Genomic DNA, 22,908 nt, shown 5'->3' on the forward strand with positions numbered 1-22,908 from the left:
GGATGGCAGCGCGAACGCCTTATCCGGCCTACGACAGTTTTTCCGTAGGCCTGATAAGCGCCGTGCCATCAGGCAAGACAGTGATTAATGCACCTGGGGATCGGCAGGGGAGGCATTGCTGCGGATCTCAGCAATATCCATGGCGTTAAACAGATAGTGACTACCGCAGTAATCGCAGTGCATATCGATCTCGCCTTCTTCCGCCAGAATGCTGTCCACTTCTTCGTCCGGCAACGTTTTCAGTGCGCCTGCGCAGCGTTCGCGTGAACAGGTGCATTTGAACTCAACGTCCTGTGGATCGTAGAGAGTAACCTCTTCTTCGTGGTACAGGCGCCACAGCACTTCGTTGGCCGGCAGCGTCAGCAGCTCTTCGGCTTTGATGGTTTCGGTCAGGGCGGTCAGGTGATCGAAATCATCTGCCTGTGCGTTTTGCGCCGGCATTACCTGCAGCAGCATTCCGCCAGCAGCGGGTTTGCCATCGACGTCGCCAGTGCGGATGAACAGGCGTGTCGGCAGCTGTTCAGAACGCATGAAGTAATCTTCCAGACACGCTGCCAGCGTGTCACCTTCCAGACCGACCACGCCTTGATAACGCTCGCCTTCTTCCGGGGTAATGGTGATCACCAGGTAACCGTTGCCCACCAGCGTTTTCAGATCGGCATCTTCAGGAATATCACCCTGCATGCGGGCCACGCCGCGCATCTGCTGGTTGTTGTTGCCGTTGATGACGGCCAGGCTCAGCGGACCATCACCCTGCAACTGCACAGTGATATCACCGGCAAACTTCAGCGTGGCGGTGAGCAGGCTGGTGGCAACCAGCAGCTCAGCCAGCACGTTTTTGACCGGCTGCGGGTAAGTATGATTTTCGAGGATCTGTTGCAGGGTTTCCGAAACGGTCACCAGCTCGCCGCGCACGGCAAAGTTTTCAAACAGATAACGATGTAATTGGTCATGTTGCGGCATAATCATCTCTCTTGCAGGTGACAGTCACTCGCTGTCGCCGTGTTTAAATCGTAACAGGTCGCGGCGCTCTTTCTTGTCCGGTCGTCTGTCCGGGTGCGGCATGGTTAACGCGTTAAGTTTACGCGCCAGCGCCATTTTTTCGCGTTTTTCCACGCTTTCCGCGGTTTCTTCATACAGCGTAACGGCTTCCGTTGCCGGGCGACGCTGCTCGGTAATGGCCTTGATAATGACCGTTCGTTCGTCATTTCCCTGGCGCAGGGTGAGGGTGGCGTTCAGCTCGACAATCTTGCTTGGCTTACTGCGCTGGCCGTTGTAGTGCACCTTACCGCCTTCAACCATTTCGCGGGCTAGCGCACGCGTTTTGTAAAAGCGTGCAGCCCACAGCCATTTATCCAGCCTGACTTCAGCAGAGGGCTTTTCTTTCATGGCGTCTCCTTCACATCAGTGAGGGGATCAGTCGGCGGTAGTCATTCAGTGACGGATGGCGTGCGTACTGTTTTTCGGCGATGCCGGAGTCGGGATTGGTTACGCCGAGGCAGTAACGAATACCGTACAGAGCAGCGGCGTCGAGAATGGGTTCGCTGTCGTCAATAAACAGCGTCTTCTCTGCACTCATTCCCGTTTCTTCAGCCACAGCGTGCCATAACCGCTGATCCTCTTTGGGATAACCAAATGTGTGGGTGGAAAGTAATAAATCAAGGTGTGAGGCCAGACCGGTATGCTCAAGCTTCACCGCCAGATTATGCGGATGCGCGTTGGTGAGCAAAATGCGGCGCTTGCCGCTGGCTTTTAAGGCATCAAGAAACGGTACGGTATCTTCGCGCAAAACGGCGCGCGGTCCCTGTTCCGTGGTCATGGCGCAAATATCCAGATCCAGGCACTCGCTCCAGTAATCCAGGCAATACCAGTTTAGCGTATGCTGCACGGCATGATACTGCTGACGAATATAGTCCTGAGCTTCCTGAGGAGAGATACCCTGCTTCGCGCCATAGGTTTCCGGCACCAGTTTTTGCCAGAAATAGTTATCGAATGCCAGGTCGAGCAGCGTGCCGTCCATATCTAACAACACGGTGTCGACATCCTGCCAGGCAATATTGATATGCATGGAAACTCCCCAGAAGAAAACATGATGCGCGACAGGGTAGCATATCCTGGCGCGCGAGCGTGTTATCGAATCAGGCTTTCCGGGTTGTCAATCAGTGTTGGATTGAGGCAACTTTCATAGTAGCTCTGAATTTCCGCGATGCGGGTGCGGTGACGCTGGTAGCGTCTGAATGCCTGTATGCTGTTGTAGATAGCGCATCCGAGCATGGAGAACATCAGCAGCGTCGTGCCAAGGTAGCGCCATAATCCTGAACGATCCGGGATACGGTGCAGGCCAATGTGCTGGGTACCATTGGCGTCAGTCGAAATATTGGTGACGATCCCCTCCGCGCGAAACGGCGTCTGCATTAGCATCTGCGCCAGGCGCTGGAAGGCGTTCCACTGTTCCTGAGGCGGATAGTCATATAACGAGGTCGTCGGCCACGGCTGATCGACCAGATCGCTGCCTTCGTCGCTGATAATCAGGAAACCGCCAGGGGCAGGGCTATTCAGCGCCTGGGCTGCTCGCGCAGTCTCGCGTGAAATAAACGGTGCCGTAGAGGTATTCACCAGATTATCCAACGACTCTGCGCTTACCGGACGCAGTAGCACGTTCACGCCATCCAGTTTGCCTGCGTTTGCCCGTTTCACCAGCGCGGCCCAGTCTTTACTGTTACCGAGGTTAACCAGTGCATTCTTTAAGCGTACACATTCATCTTTGGCTGCACACAGATCGGCCGTTTTCAGGACAATCTCACCAAAATCGTCCAGTAACACCATGCCGGACTTTTGGATTGCCGAGCGTAGCGAAGCGCTGACGCGAGAGTCATCGTCAGGTTTGGGATGCAGCTGACGGCTCACTGCCTGCGTGAGGGCGGTAGCCTTATTCACCAGGTCAGACTCAGGCAGCGGCAATGCGCGCGCGTCATTCCAGATAATTTGCGAGCAATCGAAAGGCATAAACGGCGTGGCAGGCTGCGCATTCCAGCTCCCTTGGGTATGAATGTTACACATACCCGTACCACTCAGGTGCAGCGTGTCACCCACGCGAACGCCCGCGTTTTCGAGCTGTTTAACGCTGGTTGCTTCGATAGTTTGCGCGCCCTTCATCCAGGAGAGCGTGACCTTTATCGGCATATCCAGCGGGATCCAAAACAGCAGCATCAGTAGTACCAGCAACGAGCCGCCTGCGATGACGGCGTTGCGCAGCCAGTGCTGTAACGGGAAGTTTTTCACTTCATCGTGCAGAGATAAAAAACGCCCCTGGCGGGCAACGTGGCGATCGAGATAAATATCGATATCCGTTTGCTGGCCAAGGTCTTGGGCGATGTAAGGTTGCCAGTGAGGTGGGTAGATCAGATCAATAATACCCAGCGAGATATTATTAATTTGTTCCTGGTCGTTTTCGCCAAACAATCCCCAGCGACGCGGCGTACCGCGCAGACAATGAATTTCCCGCAGGGCGCTTTTAGACGGCGGGGCGAACAATCCCCACAGACCCGCAGCTAACAGCAATACCGCGCCACCAACTGCCCACGGAACAAACGTGTTCGGGATAACCAAACAGAAAAAGAACAGCAGGAATGAGGCGGTTATCAGCAACGCCTCGCGCAATCCCGAAGGGCGGCTGAGCGCATATTCTTCATGGGTTTCCTGGCGAATATTCAGCAGTTCAATCTGCTCACTTTCTTCACCACGAATGGAAGCCTGGGTAGAAGCGGTGTGCTGTAACGCATAACCTCGCGCTTCCTGCATATATTCCTGCAGCGTATGGCCGTTCAACGAGATAACCAGCGGTATCGTATTGGTGTGGATTATCTCAACGCTGTTTTCGTCGTTGATGTATTGTTCCCAGAAAGGGGGAAGATGTACCTCAACGGAATCAAGATAGTAGCGCCATTTGTTAGGATCGTCGGTGGTAATGCCGTAACGTGTAATCGAACGAGTAAGCACGATGACGCTATTACTTTGGGCATTCAACGTTAATGAGACCGGCGCAGCACTGGCTCCTGTTGGACCAGGAACTTGCTGAATTTGACTAAGGCTTTCGAGATAGTTTTCGACTGCGCTGCGTTCTTCAGGTGTGAGTTTACGTTTCGAGGCGTCTGAGAAGACGCTGCTCAAGGGTAAATTTTTCTGCCTGGATTTTGATTTGAGTAGCCATCCTGCAAGCAATGAGCAGGCCAGCAAAGCAGCTAAAAAAATCAGAATGGTGCTCATGCTTTCCCCATCTTACTTAGTCTGTCAGGCGTGGTCAGTCGCACCCTGTTCAATATTCGTGATTCTGTGGTTGGCTATCGGCAAGTGTGGAGTCGAACTTGAGCATCTTTAAGTACAGCCCAGTAAATGCGAATCATAGCAAAATCACCAAAAATGGAATATCAGCAAATTCCTGGAGTTATTTCAACCTATTGACTTTTAATTTGAAATAGGGATTAACTTTTAGTACGTTACATAAATGTAAATAAACGGCAATTCACATTGCCGAAACCGTGCGGTATATCGCACAATAACCCCAGATTTCACAGCATAGATCCTCACAATGAGCAAATCATTACAGAAACCCACGATTTTGAAAGTGGAAACCGTCGCCCAATCCCGGCTGTTTAAGGTCGAAAGCGTGGACCTTGAGTTCAGCAATGGTGTACGCCGCGTTTATGAACGTATGCGTCCATCCACGCGTGAAGCGGTAATGATTGTGCCGATTGTTGACGACCATCTGATCCTTATTCGCGAGTACGCGGTCGGGACGGAGTCCTACGAACTGGGTTTTTCCAAGGGATTAATCGATCCTGGCGAAAGCGTGTTTGAGGCGGCGAATCGGGAGCTGAAAGAAGAGGTGGGGTTTGGCGCAAAAGATCTGACGTTTTTAAAGAAACTCAGCATGGCGCCATCTTATTTCTCCAGCAAGATGAACATCGTGGTGGCAGAGGACTTATATCCTGAATCGCTGGAGGGTGATGAACCCGAGCCATTACCGCAGGTGCGCTGGCCGCTGGCGCATTTGATGGACCTACTGGAAGATCCTGATTTTCATGAAGCACGTAATGTCAGTGCGCTGTTCCTCGTCCGTGAATGGCTGAAAGGGCAGGGACGGCTTTAATTACGATTGCCAACTGATACCTTATCCAGCCTACAAAATTCCGGAAGATCAAATAATTGTACCGAAATTGTAGGCCGGATAAGCGAAGCGCCATCCGGCAATCGATCAGAACAGTTCGTGTGTCTCACCATTATCGATAATGGTTGTCCCTACCTCGTGTACCGCCTGCTGCGTTGGCTGAGTACCTTCAATGAAATACTCTGCACGGCTGTTACCGCCGCTCGCCAGTTGACCGGTACTGCGATCGATATTGACCGTCACGATACCCGGCGGTGGCGTCAGTGGCTGTTCAGGCACACCTTCCAGCACGGATTTCATGTAAGCATCCCATGCAGGCTGTGCACTCTTCGCACCGCCTTCGTAGCCGGAGATTTGGTCTTTGATCGCGCCGGAAGCCGTTGTATGACCAAGGTTGCGGCGATGGTCATCAAAACCGATCCATACCGACGTTACTACCCCTGGTCCGTAACCGGAGAACCACGCATCTTTAGAGCTGTTGGTGGTCCCGGTTTTCCCACCGATATCATGGCGCTGTAAATCGCGACCTGCGCGCCAACCGGTTCCCATCCAGCCTGGTTCACCAAAGATATTGGTGTTCAGCGCGCTTTTAATCAGGAAGGCCAGCGGCGTGTTGATCACGTGCGGAGCGTACTCCTGTGTGCCGCTTTGCGCGACCAGAGCCTGGTTTGCCTGCTCAAGTTGCGGCATAGGCACGGCGGCATTCTGCTGTTCTTGCGAGACGGCGACATCTTCTACGTTACTGTTTTCCAGCACATTAGATTTCTGGGTATCGCCATATATCACCGGAATATCGCATTCCGGGCAGGCAATTTTCGGCTTCGCTTCGAAGATAACGCCGCCCATATCGCTTTCAATCTTACTGATGAAATACGGATCGACCAGGAAGCCGCCATTAGACATCACCGCGTAACCGCGCGCCACCTGCAACGGCGTGAACGAAGCCGAACCCAGCGCCAGTGACTCGGTATGCACAATGTTCTGTGCCGGGAAACCGAAACGTTGCAAATACTCTGCCGCGTAATCCACGCCCATAGCGCGCATGGCGCGTACCATCACTACGTTTTTCGACTGACCCAGCCCCTGACGTAAGCGGATAGGACCGGCGTACTGCGGCGGGGAGTTCTTCGGCTGCCAGTCAGAACCAGCACCGGCATCCCAGCGGGAGATTGGCACGTCGTTGAGCATGCTCGCCAGCGTCAGACCTTTATCCATGGCGGCGGTATACAGGAATGGCTTGATGTTGGAGCCCACCTGGCGTAACGCCTGGGTTGCACGGTTAAACTTGCTCTGGTTGAAGTCAAAACCACCAACCAGCGCCAGCACCGCGCCGTTTTGCGGATTGATGGAGACCAGGGCGGAGTTGACGTCCGGCACTTGCGCCAGCCACCAGGCATCTCCCACCTGGCGTACCCAGATTTGCTGGCCAGTCTGTACTACGTCAGTCACTTTACGCGGCGTTGGGCCTTGTTGAGTATCCGAACGGTAAGGACGCGCCCAGCGCATACCATCCATCCGTAATGACACTGATGTACCATCCGCTAACGCGGCAATGGCTTCCTGTGGATTGGCGCTGGTAACAACCGCCGGCAGCAGGGGGCCATAAGTCGGCAGCGCTTTCAGCGTATCGGTAATTTTCTTGCTGTCCCAACTGCTTTCGCCCACTTTCCACAGCACGTTCGACGGGCCGCGGTAGCCGTGGCGCATGTCGTAATCCATCACGTTGTTACGTACTGCCTGCTGAGCTGCCTGCTGTACTTTGCGCGTAATGGTGGTGGTGATGCGATACCCGTCTTCATAGGCTTTTTCGCCATAACGGTTATACATCTCCTGGCGCACCATTTCAGACAGATACGGTGCAGAGAACGCGATTTCCGGCGCGTGGTAGTTGGCGTCAATGGCCTCGCCGCGCGCCTGATCGTACTGGGCCTGCGTGATGTAGTTTTCGCTCAACATACGCGACAGTACAACGTTACGTCGCGCGGTTGCACGGTCCATCGAATAGAGCGGGTTGAAGGTTGACGGCGCTTTTGGCAGACCGGCAATCACCGCAATTTCACTTAAGCTGAGTTGATCCACCGTCTTACCGAAATAGACCTGCGCGGCAGCACCCACGCCATAGGCGCGATACCCCAGATAGATCTTGTTCAGATACAGTTCGAGGATCTCATCTTTACTCAGCAGTTGTTCAATGCGGATCGCCAGAAACACTTCTTTGATCTTACGCATCAGCGTACGTTCCGGGCTGAGGAAGAAGTTTCTCGCCAACTGTTGGGTAATAGTACTCGCCCCTTGCGATGCGTGACCTGAGAACAATGCGACGCTGGCCGCACGGAAGATCCCCACCGGGTCTACCCCATGGTGCTCATAAAAGCGGCTGTCTTCTGTGGCGATAAAGGCTTTAACCATTACCGGCGGCATCTGATCCAGCGTGACCGGGATTCGACGTTTCTCGCCATATTGCGCGATTAGCTCGCCGTCAGCGCTGTAAACCTGCATCGGGATCTGTAAACGCACATCTTTGAGCGTCGCGACGTCAGGTAATTGCGGCTCGATATAGCGATAAAGGCCATAAATCGAGCCTGCTCCCAGCAGGATGCAACATACTGCAAGGATTAATAAATACTTTACGAACTTCACTGGAGATTTCCCATTTAGTGGCATTTGGGCAGTTTATAAACAAACGCGCGGTAGTATAAAGGCAAGCCAGACGCATTGATATACCCGTTAAAGCGACGGGTGATAAGGAGATCATCAGCAATGGCTTTCAATATCTGGAAAATTGGTCTGCATATTCAGCAACATGAAGCGCTGGCTGTCGCTATCGTTCGCGAAGCATCAGGTTGGTATCTGCAACGCTGGTGGCGTATACCGCTGACGCCTCAGGCTATCGTCGATGGCCACATTCGCGAGCCTGAACAGCTGGTCGCCGCGCTGCTGCCGTGGAGCCGGGAGCTTCCTCGCCGACACCATATTCATCTCTCTTTTCCCGCCAACAGGACGTTACAAAAAAAGTTTCCTCGTCCGACAATGACGTTACGCGAGCCAGAGCAAACCGCATGGTTGTCTGGTTCGATGGCGCGTGAACTGGATATGGCGCCGGATGCGCTGCATTTTGATTATAGCGAAGACACGTTGAGCCCGGCGTTTAACGTCACTGCTGCGCAAAGCAAAGAGATTTCAGCGCTTCTGACGCTTATCCAAACCCTGAAGGTGCAGGTTACGGCGATTACACCGGATGCCAGCGCGTTACAGCGATTTATTCCCTTCTTGCTAGAGCATCAGCAGTGTCTGGTATGGCGTGATGACGCCCAGTGGTTATGGGCGACCCGTTCGGCATGGGGACGTAAATCAACGGGCGATATTGGCAGTATCGATGAGCTTGCCACGACATTATCTCTGCCCACGACAGCCATTGCGCAATGCTCCCTTGACGGCTTCGACCCTTTGAGCGCCGTGTCTGTACGCCAGCCGCCCATTCCAACGCAAAGCCATCACTTCGCCATTGCGCTGGGACTCGCTATGGGAGGCGCGTACTGATGATAGCTACCATTAATCTTCTGCCCTGGCGTCAGACTCGGCGTTACGCTTGCCTGCGCTTCTGGGGCATCTTATTTAGCGCTTCGCTACTGCTTAGTATTGGCGTGTTGTTGCGCTATTACAGCGTGTTGAGTGTAGAAAATCGGGCTGAATTGTTGCTGGCAGATGCCGAAAAGACGCGTGTCGAGGCCTTAATGGCGCTAAAGCCGCGTATGCAGCAGCGCCAGCAACGATGGCAACAGGTGCAGGCACGGAACAAACAGCGTGAGCAGACCCGAAGCTGGCAGTCGGTTTTGCAAGAGCTGGCGGAATTACTGCCTGAGCAGGTGTGGTTAACAAAAATGGCATGGCAGCAGGACACGCTGGAACTGACGGGAAACACGCTGAACTTTGCCGCGCTGAAGACTCTGGAAGCGCAATTACGCCAGCAGCCATTATTTCAGTTGAGCAGCCCCGGTGAAACGCAGCAGGATGCGCAGGGACGCTGGCAATTCCACTATCGACTGACACGGAGCGGCGCGCATGATAACGCTCTGTGATGTCTGGTTAGCGCAGTCGCCGCGCTTTCGACTCATCTGCTGGTGCGGCTGGATGTTGGGGCTACTCATACTGGTGACGTTATGTCTTTATCCCGTAGCGCGGGAGCGGACGATGCTACGCGAGACGCTGGTCCAGCAACGTGCAGCTATTCAGATGCAATGGCGAGATGTCTATCTGCTGGCGGCATCAACAGCAGAGCCGGAAGAGAAACTGACCCTGTTCTCTCCACTACTGTTTCAGACTTCACTTACTCGTCTTATCCACTGGCAACCCTCTGCGCAAGGCGGAGAGATGGCGCTGATATCGGCCTGGGATGCTATCCCGCAGACGTTTGTCCAGTTGGCGGATCAGGGGATGAGCGTCAGCCGATTTTCGCTTAGCGCAGAAGACACGGAGCTGCTGCTAACGCTACAGCTGGAGCGCCTGAATGACGGTTGAACGCTGGCTGTTGGCATGTATGAGCGTACTGATGCTCACCGGTATGCGTAATCCCTTCCTGCCGCCGGAGGACCGTTGCCAAATTGCTGAGCTGTCGACATGGCGTTTTCAGGGCATGGTGAGCCAGGGCACGCGACCCATCGGCATCGTTCAGGATAGCCAGAAAAAATGGCGGCGGGTTAAGCCAAATGACGTCCTGAAAAACGGTTGGACGATTACGCAGATAACGGCCCAGAACATAACCCTCGGCACAGAAAAAAACTGCGAACCGCCGCGGTGGCAGTGGCAACGACAAGGAGCGGTAAATGAAGCGATGGATAGCGTGGATAGTAATAGCGCTGGCGGTCGGGATAACGAGCGCACTGGCGACGAAACCGCAAAACGTGACGCTGGTGGTCGATGATGTGCCGGTTACGCAAGTATTGCAGGCGCTGGCTGAACAGGAACAGAAAAACCTGGTGGTTTCGCCAGATGTCAGCGGTGTGCTGTCGCTGCATTTGACGGATGTCCCCTGGAAGCAGGCATTGCAGACGGTGGTAAAAAGTGCCGGACTGGTATTACGCCAGGAGGGAAACATCCTGCATGTACATTCTGTTCAATGGCAGAGTGAAAATGCGGCCCGCCAGGACAATGAACAGGCGCGGATTCAGGCCAGTATGCCGCTGGAGCAGCGCAGCATTATTTTGCACTATGCCGATGCTGCCGAGCTGGCAAAAGCAGGAGAAAAGCTGATCAGTGCCAAGGGAAGCATGACGGTGGATAAACGGACCAACCGCTTACTGCTGCGTGATAATAGCGTTGCGCTTAACACCCTGGAAAAGTGGGTATCGGAAATGGATTTGCCGGTTGCCCAGGTCGAACTGGCGGCGCATATCGTGACTATTAATGAAAAAAGTTTGCGCGAGCTGGGAGTGAAGTGGTCGCTGGCTGACGCACAACACTCGGGGGCGGTTGGGAATGTCACGACGCTCGCCAGCGACCTTTCTGTAGCCACCGCCACATCCCGTGTGGGATTTAACATTGGCCGTATTAACGGTCGTTTACTGGAACTGGAGTTGTCTGCGCTGGAGCAAAAACAGCAGTTGGATATCATCGCCAGTCCACGATTACTGGCATCTCACCTGCAACCTGCCAGTATTAAGCAGGGCAGTGAGATCCCTTATCAGGTCTCCAGCGGTGAAAGCGGTGCGACATCCGTCGAGTTCAAGGAAGCGGTACTGGGGATGGAGGTAACACCAACGGTGTTGCAGAAAGGGAGAATCAGGCTGAAACTGCATATCAGCCAGAATGTTCCCGGACAGGTTCTACAGCAGGCAGATGGCGAAGTGCTGGCTATCGACAAGCAGGAGATTGAAACGCAGGTCGAGGTAAAAAGCGGCGAGACGATTGCGCTTGGCGGGATTTTTTCACATAAGAATAAATCCGCAGCCGACAGCGTGCCGCTATTAGGCGACATTCCCTGGCTTGGCTCTCTTTTTCGCCATGATGGTAAAGAAGACGAACGGCGCGAATTAGTGGTCTTTATTACGCCCAGACTGGTTTCAACGGAATAACTTATGCATGAAAAGCCGTTGTTTTTGCACTGAACACGTTTCAGGGATTTGACGTGAGGGTGTATTTAGCATACAAGGAGTACCGATTTGAGCGTCGGTACTTTTCTTTACTTATGCGGCAGTGAATACGCTTTGCCTTTCCGGTGGTGTGCCATAGGCTTATTGGGTGTCATTTGACTGCGCGATACGTCGCCAGGTCTGATGTTTGCAGGGTAGCATGCCTGCCACGACCAGAAATGCGTTAGGTTTGGTGATTTATTCAGTTGCCAAACCCGCTTGAGTATTGAGATAATTTTCAGTCTGACTCTCGCAATATCTTATGAGGTTTCAGTTCATGTCCTGCTGCGCTGGGTGTCTGCGAAGCGGGTTTACCATTAACGAATAGTCTTAGTAGTACCGAAAAAATGGCAGAGAAACGCAATATCTTTCTGGTTGGGCCTATGGGTGCCGGAAAAAGCACTATTGGGCGCCAGTTAGCTCAACAACTCAATATGGAATTTTACGATTCTGATCAAGAGATTGAGAAACGAACCGGAGCTGATGTGGGCTGGGTCTTCGATGTAGAAGGTGAAGACGGCTTCCGTGATCGCGAAGAAAAAGTCATCAACGAGTTGACGGAAAAACAGGGTATTGTGCTGGCAACTGGCGGTGGCTCTGTAAAATCACGTGAAACACGTAACCGTCTTTCCGCGCGTGGCGTCGTGGTCTATCTTGAAACGACAATTGAAAAACAACTTGCACGTACTCAACGTGACAAGAAACGCCCGCTGCTGCAGGTAGAATCACCGCCTCGTGAAGTTCTGGAAGCGTTGGCTGACGAACGCAATCCTCTGTACGAAGAGATTGCTGACGTGACCATTCGCACCGACGATCAGAGCGCAAAAGTCGTAGCAAACCAGATTATTCATATGTTGGAAAGCAACTAATTCTGGCTGAATACACACTCGTCTGCGGGTACAAGTAACTAAGGTGGATGTCGCGTAATGGAGAGGATCACAGTCACTCTCGGGGAACGTAGTTACCCTATCACCATCGCGGCTGGTTTGTTCAATGAGCCAGCTTCATTCTTACCGCTGAAATCGGGCGATCAGGTTATGTTGGTGACCAACGAAACCCTGGCTCCCCTTTATCTCGATAAGGTTCGCGGCGTACTTGAACAGGCGGGTGTTAACGTTGATAGCGTTATCCTTCCCGATGGCGAGCAGTATAAAAGCCTGACGGTTCTGGATACGGTTTTCACCGCGTTACTGCAAAAACCGCACGGTCGTGATACCACGTTAGTTGCCCTTGGCGGCGGCGTGATTGGCGATCTGACCGGTTTTGCGGCAGCCAGCTATCAACGTGGTGTTCGTTTTATTCAAGTCCCGACAACTCTGTTGTCGCAGGTCGACTCCTCCGTTGGCGGCAAAACCGCCGTAAACCATCCCCTCGGTAAAAACATGATTGGCGCGTTTTACCAACCGGCCTCCGTGGTGGTGGATCTCGATTGTCTGAAAACGCTTCCTGCGCGTGAGCTGGCATCGGGGCTGGCGGAAGTGATCAAATACGGCATCATTCTTGACGGTGAATTTTTCAGCTGGCTGGAAGACAATCTGGATGCGTTACTGCGTCTGGATGGTCCGGCAATGGCGTACTGTATCCGTCGTTGTTGTGAGCTGAAAGCAGAAGTTGTCGCAGCAGACGAGCGTGAAATGGGCTTACGTGCTTTACTGAATCTGGGACACACGTTTGGCCATGCGATCGAAGCTGAAATGGGTTATGGCAATTGGTTACATGGTGAAGCAGTCGCAGCAGGTATGGTAATGGCTGCCCGTACGTCAGAACGTTTGGGTCAGTTCACCTCCGCTGATACGCAGCGCATCATTACGCTGTTACAGCGAGCTGGCTTACCGGTGAATGGGCCGCGTGAAATGTCCACCGAGGCTTATCTGCCGCACATGCTGCGAGATAAAAAAGTGTTAGCGGGAGAGATTCGTTTGGTGCTTCCGCGAGCGATAGGGAAGAGTGAAGTGCGCGGCGGAGTGTCGCACGAGGTGGTTCTTAACGCTATTGCTGATTGCCAGCAGGCGTAACAACAAGAAAGGTCAGGCTTACGTTGCGAAACGTAGGTCTTTTAGCTTCAGGTTATGTGCAAAGTCGTAAGCATTAACCTTTGAGTGGGGTGTTAAATGGATGAATTCAAACCAGAAGACGAGCTGAAACCCGATCCCAGCGATCGTCGTACTGGTCGTTCTCGTCAATCGTCTGAACGCGATAATGAGCCGCAAATCAATTTTGATGATGTTGATCTGGATGCTGACGATCGCCGTCCTGCACGTGCACGCAAAGAGCGTGAAGAAGAGCAGGACATTGAAGAAGAGTATGAATCTGATGACGATGCCGTGGATGAAGAGCGTGTAGAACGTCGTCCGCGCAAGCGTAAGAAAGCCGCCAGCAAACCTGCCTCCCGCCAATACATGATGATGGGTGTGGGTGTTCTGGTACTGCTGCTGCTGATTATCGGCATTGGTTCTGCGCTGAAAGCCCCCTCATCTTCTTCCAATGAGCAGGCAGCATCTGGTGAGAAGAGCATCGATCTTTCTGGCAGCAATGCAACGGATCAGGCGAGCGCAACGACACCTGCAACGGGCACTGAGCAGACCGCTGGCAATACCCAGCAGGATGTTTCCCTGCCACCGATTTCCTCTACCCCGACTCAAGGTCAGGCACCTGCGGCAACCGAAGGCCAGCAGCGTGTTGAAGTGCAGGGCGATTTGAACAATGCTCTGACACAACCACAGGGTCAGGAGCAGGTTAACAACGCAGTGGTTAACTCTACGCTGCCGACCGAACCTGCGACCGTTGCGCCGATGCGTAATGGTAATGCTGCGCGCCAGACGGCGAAAACGGAAACGACTGAGCGTCCTGCTGCTACGCGCCAGGAACGTAAACAGGCCGTTATTGAGCCGAAGAGCAAACCGCAAACTACGGTGAAAGCGACGCCGACAGAGCCGAAACCTGTTGCTCAGGCAAAACCAACCGTAACTGCTACCGCGCCGACCACCACAACTAAAGCACCTGTGGTAACAGCTACGCCGAAAGCGGCCGCTGAGCCGAAAGCAACCACAACTGCGCCAGCACAGACTGCAACGCCTGCGCCAACGGCGACAGCAACAACGCCTGTTGCTGGCGGAGCGAAAAGTGCAGGTAATGTTGGAGCGTTAAAATCTGCGCCGTCCAGCCATTACACGCTGCAGCTCAGCAGTTCTTCTAACTACGACAACCTGAACGGTTGGGCGAAGAAAGAAAACCTGAAGAACTACGTGGTGTACCAGACGACGCGTAACGGTCAACCGTGGTATGTTCTGGTGACAGGCGTGTATGCGTCGAAAGAAGATGCGAAACGTGCAGTGTCTACGTTACCCGCTGATATTCAGGCGAAAAACCCGTGGGCAAAACCGCTGCATCAGGTTCAGGCCGATTTGAAGTAAGATAGGATATGTTCTGCAATGGTTTGATGTTTCGCCCAATTGCGGGACAAAGACTAAAGCGCAGGATGCTGTCGGAGCTTTCTCCACAGCCGGAGAAGGTGTAATTAGTTAGTCAGCATGAAAAAAAATCGCGCTTTTTTGAAATGGGCAGGGGGGAAATACCCCCTGCTTGATGATATCAAACGGCATTTACCTCAGGGTGAGTGCCTGATTGAACCTTTCGTGGGTGCCGGGTCGGTGTTTCTCAACACCGACTTTTCTCGTTATATTCTTGCCGATATCAACAGCGACCTTATCAGTCTCTATAACATCGTGAAGACGCGTACCGATGAGTATGTGCAGGCTTCGCGTGAGCTGTTTATGCCTGAAACCAATCAGGCTGAGGTGTACTATCGGTTCAGAGAAGAATTTAATGCCAGCGAGGATCCGTTCCGCAGAGCAGTGCTGTTCTTGTATCTGAACCGCTTTGGTTACAACGGATTGTGCCGTTATAACCTGCGCGGCGAGTTTAACGTCCCGTTTGGGCGTTATAAAAAACCTTACTTCCCGGAAGCCGAGTTGTACCATTTTGCTGAGAAAGCGCAGAATGCGGAGTTCCATTGCCTTTCCTATGAAGAGTGCATGGACCGTGCGGATAGCAACTCTGTGGTCTATTGTGACCCGCCTTATGCACCACTTTCGGCGACGGCAAATTTCACTGCGTATCACACCAACAGCTTTAGCCCGAAAGAGCAAGCGCATTTGGCCGAGATGGCAGAAAAGCTGGTCAGTAAGCAGATCCCGGTGTTAATTTCGAACCACGATACGCCCGATACCCGTGAATGGTACCGAGCGGCGAAACATTTTCAGGTCAAAGTGCGGCGCAGCATAAGCAGCAATGGCGGCACGCGTAAAAAGGTGAACGAACTGCTGGCACTGTATAAACCAGGAGTTGTAACGCCTGCGAAGAAATAAATCTCAAGGAGAAGCGGATGAAACAGTATTTGATCGCCCCCTCAATTCTGTCGGCTGATTTTGCCCGCCTGGGTGAGGACACCGCGAGAGCGCTGACTGCCGGTGCCGATGTCGTGCACTTCGACGTCATGGACAATCACTACGTACCGAACCTGACCATCGGACCGATGGTACTGAAATCGCTGCGTAAATATGGCATCACCGCCCCGATTGATGTTCACCTGATGGTGAAACCGGTCGATCGGATTGTCCCGGACTTCGCCGCCGCTGGCGCCAGCATCATTACTTTTCATCCGGAAGCCTCCGAGCATGTCGATCGCACTTTACAGCTGATCAAAGAGCATGGCTGTAAAGCGGGCCTGGTATTCAACCCGGCAACACCACTGAGTTATCTGGACTACGTCATGGATAAGCTCGATGTGATCCTGCTAATGTCCGTTAACCCAGGCTTTGGCGGACAGTCCTTCATCCCACAAACGCTGGATAAGCTGCGCGAAGTGCGTCGTCGTATTGATGAATCTGGCTACGATATCCGCCTCGAAGTGGACGGTGGCGTCAAAGTGAATAACATTGGTGAAATTGCCGCAGCAGGCGCAGATATGTTTGTCGCAGGCTCCGCCATTTTCGACCAACCAGACTACAAAAAAGTCATTGATGAAATGCGCAATGAACTGGCGAAGGTAAGTCATGGATAAGTTTCAGGATATTCGGGGCGCTGCATTTGACCTCGACGGCACGCTGGTCGACAGCGCGCCGGGATTAGCCGCAGCGGTGGACATGGCGCTGTATGCGCTGGAACTGCCGGTTGCCGGAGAAGAACGCGTTATCACCTGGATTGGTAACGGTGCAGATGTACTGATGGAGCGCGCGCTGGCGTGGTCCCGTCAGGAGCGCGCAACATTACGTAAAACGATGGGTAAACCGCCCGTTGATGATGATATTCCCGCCGAGGAGCAGGTACGTATTTTGCGTAAGCTGTTCGACAGATACTACGGCGATGTCGCAGAAGAGGGGACATTCCTGTTCCCTGATGTTGCCGACACGCTGGGCGCACTACATGCGAAAGGATTGCCGCTGGGTCTGGTGACCAACAAACCGACCCCGTTTGTCGCGCCATTGCTCGAAGCATTAGATATCGCCAAGTACTTTAGCGTGGTCATCGGTGGTGACGACGTGCAGAATAAAAAACCGCATCCGGATCCGCTGCTGCTGGTGGCAAGTAAGCTTGGTATCAAGCCTGAGCAAATGCTCTTCGTAGGGGATTCACGCAATGATATTCAGGCGGCAAAAGCTGCTGGCTGTCCGTCCGTTGGCCTGACCTATGGCTACAACTACGGCGAGTCGATCGCGCTGAGCCAGCCCGACGTTATTTACGACCGTATTAATGAACTACTGCCCGCTCTCGGGCTTCCGCATAGCGAAAATCAGGAATCAAAAAATGACTAAGCCCATCGTTTTTAGTGGCGCACAGCCCTCAGGTGAATTGACCATTGGCAACTATATGGGTGCGCTGCGTCAGTGGGTGAGCATGCAGGATGACTACCATTGCATCTACTGCATCGTTGACCAACATGCCATCACCGTTCGTCAGGATGCTCAGCAGCTGCGTAAAGCAACGCTCGATACGCTGGCGCTGTATCTGGCATGCGGTATCGATCCTGAAAAAAGCACCATTTTCGTGCAGTCTCACGTACCGGAGCATGCACAGTTAGGTTGGGCGCTGAACTGCTACACCTACTTCGGCGAACTGAGCCGTATGACCCAGTTCAAAGACAAATCCGCGCGCTATGCGGAGAACATCAACGCCGGTCTGTTTGATTATCCGGTACTGATGGCGGCAGACATCCTGTTGTATCAGACCAACCAGGTACCGGTTGGCGAAGATCAGAAACAGCATCTGGAACTGAGCCGCGATATCGCCCAGCGCTTTAATGCCCTGTATGGCGACATCTTCAAAGTGCCTGAGCCGTTCATTCCTAAATCCGGCGCGCGCGTGATGTCGCTGCTGGAGCCGACGAAGAAAATGTCCAAGTCGGATGACAACCGTAACAACGTGATCGGTCTGCTGGAAGATCCGAAATCTGTGGTTAAGAAAATCAAACGTGCGATGACCGACTCTGAAGAGCCGCCAGTTGTACGCTACGACGTGCAGAACAAAGCGGGTGTTTCCAACCTGTTGGATATTCTCTCCGCCGTCACCGGTAAGAGCATTCCGGAGCTGGAACAGCACTTCGAAGGCAAAATGTATGGTCATCTGAAAGGTGAAGTCGCAGAGGCCGTTTCCGGTATGCTGACCGAGCTTCAGGAACGTTATCACCGTTTCCGTAACGATGAAGCTTTCCTGCAGAAAGTGATGAAAGACGGTGCAGAAAAAGCCAGCGCCCGCGCGTCTGTTACGCTGAAAGCCGTTTACGAAGCGATTGGTTTTGTCGCCAAGCCGTAATGCTCCCTGCGATACTGAAGAAACCGGGTTACGCCCGGTTTTTTTTCGCCTGCTCGTTTGTGAACCTCAAAAAATGTGAAGCGCCTCGCCGTTTGCATATTTCCTCATTGCGTTATATCTTCACTTTAATGAAGATATAAATATTCAATTTACTGAAAATATAAAATGCGTCGGACATTTATCAAGAAAGAGGGGGTTGTGCTGACAACCCTGGCCCGTTACCTGCTCGGTGAGAAGTGTGGTAACAGACTGAAAACTATTGATGAACTGGCAGCCGAGTGTCACTCATCGGTAGGGTTAACCCAGGCCGCGTTGAAAACGCTGGAATCCTCAGGGGCGATCCGTATTGAGCGTCGCGGACGTAACGGTAGCTATCTGGTGGAGATGGATAACCGTACGCTGCTAAAGCATGTAGATATTAATAACGTAGTTTGTGCGATGCCGCTGCCCTACACCCGTTTATATGAAGGGCTGGCGAGTGGGCTGAAGGCGCAGTTCGACGGGATCCCGTTTTATTACGCACACATGCGTGGGGCTGATATTCGCGTGGAATGCCTGCTAAACGGCGTCTACGACATGGCGGTGGTTTCTCGTCTGGCGGCGGAAAGTTACCTTGCCCAGGACAGATTGCGTATCACGTTGGCGCTGGGGCCGCATACCTATGTTGGCGAGCACCAGCTGATTTGTCGCAAGGGCGAATCTGCAACAGTAAAACGTGTCGGTCTGGATAACCGTTCGGCGGATCAGAAAATCATGACCGAGGCCTGTTTTGGCGACCGTGACGTTGAATTGATCGATATGCCCTATCACGAGAGTTTGCAGCGCATCGCGAAAGGGGATGTGGACGCGGTTATCTGGAACGTAGTTGCGGAGGCCGAGCTGGCAGTTTTGGGATTAGAAGCCACGCCGCTCACCAACGATCCGCGGTTTCTTCAGGCCACGGAGGCCGTGGTACTGACCCGGGCAGAGGATTATCCGATGCAACAGCTACTGCGGGCCGTTGTTAATAAAGAGGCGCTGCTTGCCCACCAGCAACGTGTGGCGAACGGTGAACAGGAACCCAGTTATTAAGTGAAGGCGAACGACATGGAAAACAGGCTTAACCTGCTGTGCGAAGCAGGCGTTATCGACAAGGATATTTGCAGCGGCATGCTGCAAGTAGTCAGGCGGTTGGATGAAGAGTGGTGTTTGCCGATTCAAAATGAGCAAGGAATCATGGCGATGACCCATATGGCGAGCGCGTTAATGCGTAGCCGCAAGGGCGAAGTGATTGAAGCACTGGATGGTGAGTTGTTAGAGGAGCTGACGCAATCTCATCTCTGGCCAACTATTTTGCTGGTACATCAGGCGTTGCTGAAAGAGTTCACGGTGACGCTGCACGCGAATGAAGAAGGCTACATGCTGGCGAACTTGTATGGATTGTGGATGGCTGCGAACGAAGGCGTCTAAAATCCATGGAGAATTAGCCTATTGCACCCTAAATATTCAAAAAAATGAATATTTAGCTGAAGGATTAGAAACGAGGCAGAGAAATGTTTATAGAGGCATTGAAACGCCAGAACCCCAAGCTTATCTCGGCAGCTATCGCGTTGTGGCAGCAGGGAAAGATCGCACCTGACAGTTGGGTTATTGATGTTGACCAGGTTATTGAGAATGGCAAACGTCTGCTGGATGTCGCGAGGCAACATGGCATCTCGCTATATCTGATGACCAAACAGGTAGGACGTAACCCGTGGCTGGCGGACAAGCTGTTGCAGCTTGGCTATGAAGGCATCGTGGTTGTCGATTACAAGGAGAGTCGTGTGATGCGTCGTGCCGGGTTACCGGTTGCGCACCAGGGACATCTGGTGCAGATCCCGTCGCGACTGGTCAATGATGCTGTGGCGCAGGGCACCGAGGTCATCACGTTGTTCTCGCTGGAGAAAGCGCGTGAAGTTTCAGCTGCAGCGGTGAAGGCCAGCTGTGAACAGAACGTGATGCTGAAAGTGTACGACAAGGATGATTTTCTCTATCCGGGGCAGGAAAGCGGATTTCCGCTGATGTATCTGACGGATGTGGTCAATGAAATTCGCAGGCTGCCGGGCTTACGCCTGAGCGGGTTGACCCATTTCCCCTGCCTGTTATGGGATGAAAACTCAGCGCAGACGATGCCGACGCCTAATCTGCACACGCTGGTGAATGCACGACGTCAGTTGGCGGAAGCCGGGATTGCCATTGAGCAACTTAACGCGCCGTCAGCCAGTAGCTGTTCGTCACTCCCTCTGCTGGCGGAATATGGCGTCACCCACGCCGAGCCGGGTCATGCACTGACAGGCACTATTCCTTCCAATCAAAAAGGCGACCAGCCGGAACGAATCGCGATGCTCTGGCTGAGCGAGGTATCGCACAATTTTCGCGGGGACAGTTATTGCTACGGTGGGGGTTATTACCGTCGCGGCCATGCGCAAAATGCGCTGGTCTTTACGCCAGAAAGTGACTCGCCGATCGCAGCGAAGCTAAAACCCGTAGATGACAGCAGTATTGACTACTACCTGCCTGTTGCCGGGGAGTTTCCGGTGAGCAGCGCGGTGATCTTCTGTTTTCGCACCCAGATCTTCGTGACGCGTAGCGACGTGGTGCTGGTGTCGGGTATTCAGCACGGTGCAGCTGAAATCGTCGCGCGTTACGACAGTCTCGGCAATATTCTGGAGGACTAATGGCCCGATTCGTGGTGTTAGTAATCGACAGTTTTGGCGTTGGTGCAATGAAAGACGTCGCGCGTGTCAGGCCGCAGGATGCCGGAGCGAATACCTGTGGTCATATCCTGGGCGAACTCCCGCAGTTACGGCTGCCAACGCTTGAGAAGTTGGGGCTGATTAACGCTCTGGGCTTTGCGCCGGGCGTGATGAAACCTTCAGCATCTGCAGTCTGGGGCGTTGCAGAGCTACAGCATGAAGGGGGAGATACCTTTATGGGCCATCAGGAGATTTTAGGCACACGGCCTCAGGCCCCGCTGCGGATGCCATTTAGCGACGTCATCGATGGAGTTGAACAGGCGCTGAAAGCCGCAGGCTGGCATGTGGAACGCCGCGGCGACGACCTGGCGTTTCTTTGGGTCAATGATGCGGTTGCGGTGGGCGATAACCTCGAAGCGGATTTAGGTCAGGTCTACAACATTACCGCCAATCTTGCCGTTATCCCGTTTGATGAGGTGCTAAAGATAGGCCGGGTGGTGCGTGAGCAGGTTCAGGTTGGGCGCGTGATCGCGTTTGGCGGTCAGCTTGCAGACAGCCAGCGCATTCTGGATGCAGCCGAGACCAAAGAGGGACGCTTTATCGGTATTAACGCTCCACGCTCCGGCGCCTATGAAAATGGCTTCCAGGTCAGGCATATGGGTTTTGGTGTAGATGAGCAGGTACAGGTACCGCAAAAACTGCATGACGCCGGAATCCCTACCGTGCTGGTCGGTAAAGTGGCGGACATCGTTGGCAATCCGCACGGGCGCAGCTGGCAAAACCTGGTGGATAGCCAGCAGATCATGGATATCACGCTTAACGAATTTAACGCTGAGTCGACGGTATTTATCTGTACCAACATTCAGGAGACCGACCTCGCCGGACACGCGGAAGACGTGGCACGTTATGCGGAGCGGTTGCAGCTTGTCGATCTTAATCTTTCGCGCCTTCTGGCCGCTATGGATCCAAATGACTGCCTGGTGGTTATGGCCGATCACGGTAACGATCCGACCATTGGTCACAGCCATCATACCCGGGAAGTTGTGCCGGTATTGGTATATCAACAGGGGCTGGAGCCTGCGCAATTAGGCATCCGGGCGACGTTATCTGACGTTGGCGCTACGGTGTGTGAATTTTTCGGCGCGGCGGCACCACAAAATGGCTGTTCTTTTCTCTCGGCATTGCGCCTTACAGGAGACACTTTATGAACTTTGATCCGACGGGCTACACCTGGGTCCACGAACATCTGCATATCGATCTCTCCGGGTTCAAGAATAACCTCGACTGCCGGTTAGATCAGTACGATCTCATTTGTCAGGAAATGAAGGATCTCCGGGCGTTAGGCGTCAGCAACATTATTGAGATGACCAACCGCTATATGGGGCGTAATCCGCAATTCATGCTCGACCTGATGCGCGAGACCGGAATCAACGTCGTGGCCTGCACAGGCTATTACCAGGATGCGTTCTTCCCTGAACATGTTGCGGCCCGCAGCGTGGAACAGCTCGCGCAGGAGATGGTCGATGAGATAGTCATCGGTATTGATGGTACTGAATTAAAGGCCGGAATTATCGCGGAAATCGGCTCCAGTGAAGGCGTGATTACGCCGCTTGAAGAGAAGGTGTTTATCGCCGCGGCGCGGGCACACATCGAAACCGGACGCCCCATCTCAACCCATACCTCTTTTAGCACGATGGGGGTGGAACAGCTGGTGTTGCTACAGGCGCACGGCGTTGACCTTTCCCGCGTAACCGTTGGTCACTGTGACCTGAAAGATAATCTCGACAATATCTTACGCATGATCGATCTCGGCGCGTATGTGCAGTTCGATACCATCGGTAAAAACAGCTATTACCCCGACGAGAAACGCATTGGCATGTTGCACGCGCTACGTAATCGCGGGCTGTTGAATCGCGTGATGCTCTCCATGGACATTACCCGCCGCTCGCATTTAAAAGCCAATGGCGGCAATGGCTACGACTACCTGTTAACTACTTTTATCCCACAGTTGCGCCAGTCAGGATTCAGCCAGGCCGATGTGGACACGATGTTACGTGATAACCCCTCACAATTTTTCCAATAAGGACAG

23 protein-coding genes are annotated in these 22,908 nt (G+C 53.2%); 18 read left to right on the forward strand and 5 right to left on the reverse strand.

From position 1 onward, the window contains the following. Nucleotides 1-84: 84 nt before the first annotated feature. From hslO to igaA, 4 genes are all read right to left on the reverse strand, one after another. Nucleotides 85-963: an Hsp33 family molecular chaperone HslO gene (hslO, locus tag OGY33_RS01685; RefSeq protein WP_003023531.1), complete on the reverse strand. Its 879-nt coding sequence runs from the start codon at nt 961-963 to the stop codon at nt 85-87. Between the two features lie 24 nt (nt 964-987). Further along, complete coding sequence (gene hslR, locus OGY33_RS01690) at nt 988-1,389, reverse strand: ribosome-associated heat shock protein Hsp15 (RefSeq protein WP_003837900.1); 402 nt, start codon at nt 1,387-1,389, stop codon at nt 988-990. A 10-nt stretch (nt 1,390-1,399) separates the two neighbouring features. After that, nucleotides 1,400-2,068 carry a GMP/IMP nucleotidase gene (gene yrfG, locus OGY33_RS01695; protein WP_003023533.1) on the reverse strand — a complete coding sequence of 223 codons (669 nt, stop codon included), beginning with the start codon at nt 2,066-2,068 and terminating at the stop codon, nt 1,400-1,402. Nucleotides 2,069-2,130: 62 nt separating this feature from the next. Next, nucleotides 2,131-4,266: an intracellular growth attenuator protein IgaA gene (igaA, locus tag OGY33_RS01700; RefSeq protein WP_032945218.1), complete on the reverse strand. Its 2,136-nt coding sequence runs from the start codon at nt 4,264-4,266 to the stop codon at nt 2,131-2,133. Between the two features lie 322 nt (nt 4,267-4,588). On the opposite strand from igaA, the gene nudE reads away from it, so the two are divergent. After that, complete coding sequence (gene nudE, locus OGY33_RS01705; protein WP_003827667.1) at nt 4,589-5,149, forward strand: ADP compounds hydrolase NudE; 561 nt, start codon at nt 4,589-4,591, stop codon at nt 5,147-5,149. A gap of 105 nt (nt 5,150-5,254) precedes the next feature. Here nudE and mrcA read toward each other — a convergent pair whose 3' ends face one another. Continuing rightward, nucleotides 5,255-7,807 (reverse strand): peptidoglycan glycosyltransferase/peptidoglycan DD-transpeptidase MrcA, encoded by a 2,553-nt coding sequence (gene mrcA, locus OGY33_RS01710; RefSeq protein ID WP_003827669.1) that lies wholly within the window; start codon nt 7,805-7,807, stop codon nt 5,255-5,257. Between the two features lie 120 nt (nt 7,808-7,927). On the opposite strand from mrcA, the gene OGY33_RS01715 reads away from it, so the two are divergent. The 17 genes from OGY33_RS01715 (at nt 7,928) to OGY33_RS01795 (ending at nt 22,902) form a co-directional block, all read left to right on the forward strand. Continuing rightward, entirely contained in the window at nt 7,928-8,707 is a 780-nt protein-coding gene (locus OGY33_RS01715) for a type IV pilus biogenesis protein PilM (RefSeq protein ID WP_191238057.1), read from the forward strand. Continuing rightward, nucleotides 8,707-9,246 (forward strand): PilN domain-containing protein, encoded by a 540-nt coding sequence (locus OGY33_RS01720; protein WP_191238058.1) that lies wholly within the window; start codon nt 8,707-8,709, stop codon nt 9,244-9,246. Before OGY33_RS01715 ends, OGY33_RS01720 begins: the two co-directional genes overlap by 1 nt. Continuing rightward, nucleotides 9,230-9,685 (forward strand): HofO family protein, encoded by a 456-nt coding sequence (locus OGY33_RS01725; protein ID WP_262411163.1) that lies wholly within the window; start codon nt 9,230-9,232, stop codon nt 9,683-9,685. Before OGY33_RS01720 ends, OGY33_RS01725 begins: the two co-directional genes overlap by 17 nt. Beyond that, nucleotides 9,675-10,088 carry a HofP DNA utilization family protein gene (locus OGY33_RS01730; protein ID WP_048227404.1) on the forward strand — a complete coding sequence of 138 codons (414 nt, stop codon included), beginning with the start codon at nt 9,675-9,677 and terminating at the stop codon, nt 10,086-10,088. The genes OGY33_RS01725 and OGY33_RS01730 overlap by 11 nt, the downstream gene beginning before the upstream one ends. Beyond that, nucleotides 9,991-11,238: a DNA uptake porin HofQ gene (hofQ, locus tag OGY33_RS01735; RefSeq protein WP_191238059.1), complete on the forward strand. Its 1,248-nt coding sequence runs from the start codon at nt 9,991-9,993 to the stop codon at nt 11,236-11,238. The genes OGY33_RS01730 and hofQ overlap by 98 nt, the downstream gene beginning before the upstream one ends. 404 nt (nt 11,239-11,642) lie before the next feature. After that, on the forward strand, nt 11,643-12,164 hold the full coding sequence (gene aroK / locus OGY33_RS01740) for a shikimate kinase AroK (RefSeq protein WP_003023552.1): 522 nt from the start codon (nt 11,643-11,645) through the stop codon (nt 12,162-12,164). 57 nt (nt 12,165-12,221) lie between these two features. Further along, entirely contained in the window at nt 12,222-13,310 is a 1,089-nt protein-coding gene (gene aroB, locus OGY33_RS01745) for a 3-dehydroquinate synthase (protein WP_003827681.1), read from the forward strand. Nucleotides 13,311-13,406: 96 nt separating this feature from the next. After that, the gene (gene damX / locus OGY33_RS01750) at nt 13,407-14,708 is read left to right on the forward strand and encodes a cell division protein DamX (RefSeq protein ID WP_191238060.1); all 1,302 of its coding nucleotides are present in this window, start codon (nt 13,407-13,409) and stop codon (nt 14,706-14,708) included. A 117-nt stretch (nt 14,709-14,825) separates the two neighbouring features. Next, nucleotides 14,826-15,662 carry an adenine-specific DNA-methyltransferase gene (gene dam / locus OGY33_RS01755; protein WP_048215408.1) on the forward strand — a complete coding sequence of 279 codons (837 nt, stop codon included), beginning with the start codon at nt 14,826-14,828 and terminating at the stop codon, nt 15,660-15,662. Nucleotides 15,663-15,679: 17 nt separating this feature from the next. Next, complete coding sequence (gene rpe, locus OGY33_RS01760; protein ID WP_003023561.1) at nt 15,680-16,357, forward strand: ribulose-phosphate 3-epimerase; 678 nt, start codon at nt 15,680-15,682, stop codon at nt 16,355-16,357. Beyond that, nucleotides 16,350-17,108, forward strand: coding sequence for a phosphoglycolate phosphatase (gene gph / locus OGY33_RS01765; protein ID WP_003837920.1), 759 nt, complete (start codon nt 16,350-16,352; stop codon nt 17,106-17,108). Before rpe ends, gph begins: the two co-directional genes overlap by 8 nt. Beyond that, a complete protein-coding gene (trpS, locus tag OGY33_RS01770) occupies nt 17,101-18,105 on the forward strand; it encodes a tryptophan--tRNA ligase (RefSeq protein WP_148361397.1) in 1,005 nt (334 codons plus the stop codon). Before gph ends, trpS begins: the two co-directional genes overlap by 8 nt. A gap of 165 nt (nt 18,106-18,270) precedes the next feature. Further along, nucleotides 18,271-19,176, forward strand: a complete 906-nt coding sequence (gene yhfZ, locus OGY33_RS01775; RefSeq protein WP_008786319.1) for a GntR family transcriptional regulator YhfZ — start codon at nt 18,271-18,273, stop codon at nt 19,174-19,176. A gap of 15 nt (nt 19,177-19,191) precedes the next feature. Continuing rightward, nucleotides 19,192-19,554 (forward strand): hypothetical protein, encoded by a 363-nt coding sequence (locus OGY33_RS01780; RefSeq protein WP_048215411.1) that lies wholly within the window; start codon nt 19,192-19,194, stop codon nt 19,552-19,554. A gap of 83 nt (nt 19,555-19,637) precedes the next feature. Next, nucleotides 19,638-20,801, forward strand: coding sequence for a YhfX family PLP-dependent enzyme (locus OGY33_RS01785; RefSeq protein WP_048227400.1), 1,164 nt, complete (start codon nt 19,638-19,640; stop codon nt 20,799-20,801). Beyond that, a complete protein-coding gene (locus tag OGY33_RS01790; protein WP_191238061.1) occupies nt 20,801-22,027 on the forward strand; it encodes a phosphopentomutase in 1,227 nt (408 codons plus the stop codon). The genes OGY33_RS01785 and OGY33_RS01790 overlap by 1 nt, the downstream gene beginning before the upstream one ends. After that, nucleotides 22,024-22,902, forward strand: coding sequence for a phosphotriesterase-related protein (locus tag OGY33_RS01795; RefSeq protein ID WP_191238062.1), 879 nt, complete (start codon nt 22,024-22,026; stop codon nt 22,900-22,902). Before OGY33_RS01790 ends, OGY33_RS01795 begins: the two co-directional genes overlap by 4 nt. Nucleotides 22,903-22,908 lie beyond the last annotated feature (6 nt).

This window comes from Citrobacter sp. Cpo032, assembly GCF_030332975.1.
Taxonomy (GTDB): Bacteria; Pseudomonadota; Gammaproteobacteria; order Enterobacterales; family Enterobacteriaceae; genus Citrobacter; species Citrobacter portucalensis.

What these genes read in the sequence shown, in the direction of transcription:
- gph (WP_003837920.1), top strand. Translation starts at nt 16,350, where the DNA reads ATGGATAAGTTTCAGGATATTCGGGGCGCTGCATTTGACCTCGACGGC.
- hslR (WP_003837900.1), bottom strand. Translation starts at nt 1,389, where the DNA reads ATGAAAGAAAAGCCCTCTGCTGAAGTCAGGCTGGATAAATGGCTGTGG.
- OGY33_RS01725 (WP_262411163.1), top strand. Translation starts at nt 9,230, where the DNA reads ATGATAACGCTCTGTGATGTCTGGTTAGCGCAGTCGCCGCGCTTTCGA.
- OGY33_RS01730 (WP_048227404.1), top strand. Translation starts at nt 9,675, where the DNA reads ATGACGGTTGAACGCTGGCTGTTGGCATGTATGAGCGTACTGATGCTC.
- aroK (WP_003023552.1), top strand. Translation starts at nt 11,643, where the DNA reads ATGGCAGAGAAACGCAATATCTTTCTGGTTGGGCCTATGGGTGCCGGA.
- yrfG (WP_003023533.1), bottom strand. Translation starts at nt 2,068, where the DNA reads ATGCATATCAATATTGCCTGGCAGGATGTCGACACCGTGTTGTTAGAT.
- OGY33_RS01720 (WP_191238058.1), top strand. Translation starts at nt 8,707, where the DNA reads ATGATAGCTACCATTAATCTTCTGCCCTGGCGTCAGACTCGGCGTTAC.
- dam (WP_048215408.1), top strand. Translation starts at nt 14,826, where the DNA reads ATGAAAAAAAATCGCGCTTTTTTGAAATGGGCAGGGGGGAAATACCCC.
- hslO (WP_003023531.1), bottom strand. Translation starts at nt 963, where the DNA reads ATGCCGCAACATGACCAATTACATCGTTATCTGTTTGAAAACTTTGCC.
- hofQ (WP_191238059.1), top strand. Translation starts at nt 9,991, where the DNA reads ATGAAGCGATGGATAGCGTGGATAGTAATAGCGCTGGCGGTCGGGATA.
- OGY33_RS01780 (WP_048215411.1), top strand. Translation starts at nt 19,192, where the DNA reads ATGGAAAACAGGCTTAACCTGCTGTGCGAAGCAGGCGTTATCGACAAG.
- igaA (WP_032945218.1), bottom strand. Translation starts at nt 4,266, where the DNA reads ATGAGCACCATTCTGATTTTTTTAGCTGCTTTGCTGGCCTGCTCATTG.
- OGY33_RS01785 (WP_048227400.1), top strand. Translation starts at nt 19,638, where the DNA reads ATGTTTATAGAGGCATTGAAACGCCAGAACCCCAAGCTTATCTCGGCA.
- yhfZ (WP_008786319.1), top strand. Translation starts at nt 18,271, where the DNA reads ATGCGTCGGACATTTATCAAGAAAGAGGGGGTTGTGCTGACAACCCTG.
- OGY33_RS01715 (WP_191238057.1), top strand. Translation starts at nt 7,928, where the DNA reads ATGGCTTTCAATATCTGGAAAATTGGTCTGCATATTCAGCAACATGAA.
- OGY33_RS01790 (WP_191238061.1), top strand. Translation starts at nt 20,801, where the DNA reads ATGGCCCGATTCGTGGTGTTAGTAATCGACAGTTTTGGCGTTGGTGCA.
- rpe (WP_003023561.1), top strand. Translation starts at nt 15,680, where the DNA reads ATGAAACAGTATTTGATCGCCCCCTCAATTCTGTCGGCTGATTTTGCC.
- trpS (WP_148361397.1), top strand. Translation starts at nt 17,101, where the DNA reads ATGACTAAGCCCATCGTTTTTAGTGGCGCACAGCCCTCAGGTGAATTG.
- OGY33_RS01795 (WP_191238062.1), top strand. Translation starts at nt 22,024, where the DNA reads ATGAACTTTGATCCGACGGGCTACACCTGGGTCCACGAACATCTGCAT.
- aroB (WP_003827681.1), top strand. Translation starts at nt 12,222, where the DNA reads ATGGAGAGGATCACAGTCACTCTCGGGGAACGTAGTTACCCTATCACC.
- damX (WP_191238060.1), top strand. Translation starts at nt 13,407, where the DNA reads ATGGATGAATTCAAACCAGAAGACGAGCTGAAACCCGATCCCAGCGAT.
- nudE (WP_003827667.1), top strand. Translation starts at nt 4,589, where the DNA reads ATGAGCAAATCATTACAGAAACCCACGATTTTGAAAGTGGAAACCGTC.